The organism is Actinoplanes subtropicus (genome assembly GCF_000721705.1).
Lineage (GTDB): Bacteria > Actinomycetota > Actinomycetes > Mycobacteriales > Micromonosporaceae > Actinoplanes > Actinoplanes subtropicus.
Map to the genome: position 1 here is coordinate 1 of NZ_JOJL01000092.1, position 4,733 is coordinate 4,733.

Here is a 4,733-nt window from a genome sequence, read left to right on the forward strand (position 1 = left end):
CTTACTGGTGGCGATCGATCCCGCGATGGGTTGGACTCGCAAGGACGTCGATCACGTACTGAAATGGGTAGGCGATTTGCAGTCCTGACCCCGATCACCGCGCCATGACCAGGTGCCCGGATTTGCCGCCAATCGAGCGTGCGCCGAGGGGCGAACGTTACCCTCTGTACGGGCGCGAGGTGGCAGACGCCCATGTGCGGTCGTTTGATCGCCCGCGGCCTTTAGACCACACGTTGCTATCGCGTCAGCTGATACTGAATGCATGCGTTTTGAGCGGCTCAGCTTCTTCATCGCCTCAATCCAGCCCGTCGCAGGTGGCTGGCGACTGGAAGGAGAACCTGGCTATGACCGCCAGTACTGGGCTCGGCCTGGGGATCGCTTCGATCGAGCCCTCAACGAGGACGACGGCGATGACCGAGTAATCGACTTGGTAGTAGTCGATCTCAACGAGTCGTCGGTCGTCCTGACGGGTCGTGGAGGAGATCTGTTGAGACCCAATGACATCGTCTCTGGCGAACGCCCGGTGATTCGGAGCGCTGGTTGACCCAGCCCACGCGGCGTCCGGATTTGCCGCTGATGGGGCGTTTTTGAGCCTCTTGGAAGCGGGGTCAGCGCGCCTTGAGGGCCTCTGTGTTGTTAATGGCCGCCTCCGGCTTGGCCAGGGGCCGGGCCCCAGCCGAACCGGCTCCCGGCTGGCGCCGTCAACAGCGGCGATTCTGAAGTCGTCACGGCCGAAGATGGCCGATCATGATGGGATGGCGCTTCTTGTCGAGATCCATGTCCCGCTCCCCTCTCCCGAAGAGGTTGAGGCCGGCGAGCAGGAGCACCCCTTCGTTTGGATCGAGGAGGTCGAAGAGTTCCTTGCTGGGCCGGATAGCGAAGAGGTCGAAATCTTCGACGACGGCGAGCAGGACGGCGACGTGTACATCTTCTTCATCGCCGGCGCGGACGAACGGACCCTCCTGAGCGCCGCGTCGCGAGTGGCGGTCCTGGACCGTGTTCCACCGGGCGCCTTCGCAATGGTGACCGATGACGCGGCCGAAGAGTTCGGCATGGGCCGACGTGTCGACCTTCCAACAACGTGAGTACCGAATGCGCGGATCTGCCGCTGATCGAGCGCTGACGCAGCGACCGGTAGCAGGCGACGGCAGCGGATGTTGGGCTCAGTTGGCAATGCGCGTGAACACGACCTGGCGGGTGGTCCGATCGGCGGCCGCTGTGTAGCCGGCGGCCATCCAGCCGAGGCGGCTCTGACTGTGCGTGCTCTCGGGAGCGTCTTCGTTGCTCCACCACGCGTCGTGCCTGTAGGCACTTGGCGGTAGTCCCCCAGGGAGCAGGTTAGTGATCTCATCGAACGACATTCGTACTTGAGGATGGCCCGAAGTGCGAAGTCTGTCTCGAAGCGCCGAATACTTGCTCACCATCTCAATTTGCTGGAGCGAGCCCGCCGACACAATGCGCCGTTCGTCCATCGCCGTTGGGCTCCGAGTCGCGGACATCAGTGCACGGGATCGGCTGCCGTCCGGGTGCGCAGCCGCGTTCTTCAACCGGACCGGCCCTGACGTCGAGGGCGCGGACGTTTGCCGCCCCAGTCCGCTCGCTTGCCAAGACGGACGTCGCGCGGCCGCGGGCTGCTCCACCACACATGCCGGTGCCGCCTCACGATCGCCAGAGCGTCACGACCGCCAGGCGGGCCGCGGTGAGATGGCGGGATCAGCTCCCCACCCGCGGCCGCTTCCGGGTCAGTATTTGTTCTTGATGACGAAGAAGGAGCCGCGAATCGTGCCGGCCAGCCTCGACTTCTGCCGGGCGAACTTGAACGTTCCGAGTTCCTCCGGGATCTCCATCCCGTCGGAGAGCTTGAAGCCGACAGCCCGCTTCCCGTCGTCGTCGAGCGCATACATCACGTTGATCGACAAGCCGCTCTCGTAGAAGACGTACGCCATCCGGACGTTGTCGACCTCGAACTCTGTCGCCTCGAGCGGCGGCGACGTGATGACCAGGCCACGCTCCTGTTCAAGGATGCCGCTCACCCAGTCGACGGTCGCCTTCGCGTCGTCCGCGGCTTCGGTCGTGAAGACGTGGTCATATTTGTTCTTGAAGTAGCGGGCCTCGTTGGCCCGCAGGCCGGCGAGCGCGTCGGCAACGGGCGACGGCTGCAGCCCCACGGTCGACACGGTATGGAAGTCCACGGCGTAAGACATGACGGTTCCTCTCGATTGCGAGTTGGCGTACACCTCCTCTGACGTTTCTCGCTTGCCAATTGTGACGAGCCCCAGCCGACGAGTCGGCGGTCTCATGACCGCCGCATCCTGATAGGCCGCGATCCGCTCGCCACGGATCGTCACGGTCAGTTCGCCGGCCTGGCTCGCGACGTAGCCGACGAGTGGACTCTGCATCGTCGGCGGAGCGGTGCCGGGCCCTGGCATGATCGCTGGGATGAGCGACTGGGGGCGATTCGTCAACGAGGTCTCGTGGTTCGTTGAACCCGGGCAGACTATCGCGTTGGGTGATGCGCGATCGTGGAGCCGTCCATCGGTCCCTGCCCTGCCGGAGTTGTCCGGGCTGCTCCGTTCGGCAGCCATGACGCCGGTTTCGGTCGGCGGCGAGGCCTACGAGTTGCTGGCGTGGGGGCCGCCGGATGAGCGAAGGGGATGGCTCTGTCTCCCGCCCCGCGACGGACACGGGGACGCCGTCGCAGGGATCCACAAGCTCTTCTGGCAGGTCTGCGGCGGGATCGTGGAGACGTTCGGCGCCCCGACCAGTTGGTGGAGCAATCAGAATGAAGTACTCACCGTTGACGCCCAGGGCGTACAGGTTGCGGATGCCCTTACCGGCTATGCGTGGATTTGGGACGACTGCGGGCTGACAATTCCCATCAATGCTGACGAATACTATGCCGCGGCTGTCGAAGCCAACGGCAATCTGACGCTGACGCACCGCCAGAATGGCCGACTGCTTCTCTTTGCACCCGACCACGCGTTCTCCGGAGTCACGCCATTGGCCGGATGTCCGCCGTACTCGCTGCTCACCATCGACGAGGTGCCGGACCTCACGACCTGGATAGAGGTATGCGCCGCGGCTTGGCGGAATCCGTGAATCAGCGAGCATCCGGACATGCCGCGAGGCGGTCGCTGTAGGGGGCTCGGTTGGCTCGCGGGTGTCTGTCAGCTGGTCGTGGTGGGGTAGACGTTCTGGAAGGCGAGCCGGTGGTCGGCGTCCGCGGCGATCGTGTCGAGGATGTCGTCGAGGTTGAGGAATGCCTGCCAGGGCTCTTGACCGGAGGCGGCGACGAGCCGGTCGACGACCAGTTGTTCGAGGTCAGGGACGCGTTTGGCTTTCCAGATCTTGTCGGCGAGGCTGACGATCAGGTCTTCGATCTCGACGGCGGTCGTCTGCCAGCTGGCATGCGTGGCCGCGAAGCGAGCCAGCGAGGAATCGATGCCGGCGTCGAGCAGCAGCTGTCGCCCGGCCGGTTCGTGCCGGGAGCCCGGTCCGGACAGTTCCTCGACGTGCACGATCTTGCCGATGTCGTGGGTCGCCGCGCCGAACAAGACAGCGTCGTGGTTGACGGCCAGGGTCGGGTACTGCTCGGCGAGCCAGGCCGTGAGGTGGGCGGCGACATCATGCACGGCGCGCAGATGCGCGGCCAGCCGCGGTGGTGCGTGCAGCTCTAGGAGGAGATCAGCGACCTCCGGCGGAAGCCGCCGCAGTGGCGGGTCACCGGGTTCGCGAAGGGCGTGGCTCAGCGTCAGAATCTTCGTGCTCCCTCGCCGGTGGCGGGACTGTTGACGTCCGAACCCAGGTCGAGCAACTGTACGGCATCGCCAATTCGGCGGCCGATAGGGCAGAACGCAACCGTCAAGTGCCCTTGCCCTTCTGCCGCGGCCGCCACGGCCTCCGGGACAGCAGACCGAAAAGCAGCGGAACGCCCCGCCGCGCCGCAGTCGGGGCACACTCGGATCACCGGTTGCACGGGACCTCGTCGGTGCGGTCAACTGCCGCCGAGAGAACGCACAGGTGCGGGCGAACCATCACGCTACGTGTCGGCGCTGCTCGGCCGAAGAGATGAACAGCCATGCCGGACCGACGATAGACCTGCGATCGCGCTATTCGCAGAATTCTGCTGTGCTGCTACCGATCCGCAACCGCGCTTGCACCGCAGCGTACGTACGCTACTTGCAACGAGTCCTCGATGATGAAGCGCGACGACTCAACGGGGTCGTCCGGCGCTCCCGGCCACGGACGGGAGGGCGGCCTGATGAGGCTACGGCATGCTGCGGCCGGAATCGTCGTCATGTTCATGACGGTCGTGACCGTCGGCCCAGCCGAAGCCCACAGCTCCGGCATATGTAGCGACGAGCAAAGTACACAGCCCCAACCGCCTTACGAGCTTCGCTTCGGCGGCCCGTCCGTCTCGTGGGACGAGGCTGTCCGAGACAGTAACCGGCAGCTCAGTGAGGCGGAATCGGAGGCCGCAATCGCGGACAGCGAACGGAACTCCTCGATGTCCGACTACTATCCCGACAGGCCTGACGACCCTATCGAGAATCCACCTCCGCCAACCGAAACCGCAGAGAATCCAACGCAGGTGCGCTCATGCCCATGACCTTCGCCATGGTTCTGATCCGACGTCCGGATCTGCCGTTGCGACACGATGTCGCACTTTGCGAGTGGACTCGCAGTTAGGAGGGCCGACGTGATGTCGGTGGTGTAGTCCCGGGCGCGTGCTC

6 protein-coding genes are annotated in these 4,733 nt (G+C 64.8%); 3 read left to right on the forward strand and 3 right to left on the reverse strand.

Features of this window, described 5'->3' with window-relative positions:
- The first annotated feature begins 262 nt into the window (after nt 1-262).
- Together IH26_RS61025 and IH26_RS0152020 are read left to right on the forward strand one after the other, a co-directional pair.
- Nucleotides 263-544 carry a hypothetical protein gene (locus IH26_RS61025; RefSeq protein WP_157437903.1) on the forward strand — a complete coding sequence of 94 codons (282 nt, stop codon included), beginning with the start codon at nt 263-265 and terminating at the stop codon, nt 542-544.
- A gap of 211 nt (nt 545-755) precedes the next feature.
- Complete coding sequence (locus IH26_RS0152020) at nt 756-1,085, forward strand: hypothetical protein (protein WP_030443733.1); 330 nt, start codon at nt 756-758, stop codon at nt 1,083-1,085.
- 78 nt (nt 1,086-1,163) lie between these two features.
- Here the strand turns inward: IH26_RS0152020 and IH26_RS64880 are convergent, their stop codons facing one another.
- Nucleotides 1,164-1,499 (reverse strand): DUF7662 domain-containing protein, encoded by a 336-nt coding sequence (locus IH26_RS64880; RefSeq protein WP_425394479.1) that lies wholly within the window; start codon nt 1,497-1,499, stop codon nt 1,164-1,166.
- Between the two features lie 243 nt (nt 1,500-1,742).
- Nucleotides 1,743-2,399, reverse strand: a complete 657-nt coding sequence (locus IH26_RS0152030) for a phage tail protein (RefSeq protein ID WP_245666071.1) — start codon at nt 2,397-2,399, stop codon at nt 1,743-1,745.
- 40 nt (nt 2,400-2,439) lie between these two features.
- On the opposite strand from IH26_RS0152030, the gene IH26_RS0152035 reads away from it, so the two are divergent.
- Nucleotides 2,440-3,099 (forward strand): hypothetical protein, encoded by a 660-nt coding sequence (locus tag IH26_RS0152035; protein ID WP_030443736.1) that lies wholly within the window; start codon nt 2,440-2,442, stop codon nt 3,097-3,099.
- A 68-nt stretch (nt 3,100-3,167) separates the two neighbouring features.
- Here IH26_RS0152035 and IH26_RS0152040 read toward each other — a convergent pair whose 3' ends face one another.
- The gene (locus tag IH26_RS0152040) at nt 3,168-3,632 is read right to left on the reverse strand and encodes an HD domain-containing protein (RefSeq protein WP_245666072.1); all 465 of its coding nucleotides are present in this window, start codon (nt 3,630-3,632) and stop codon (nt 3,168-3,170) included.
- Nucleotides 3,633-4,733: the final 1,101 nt, after the last annotated feature.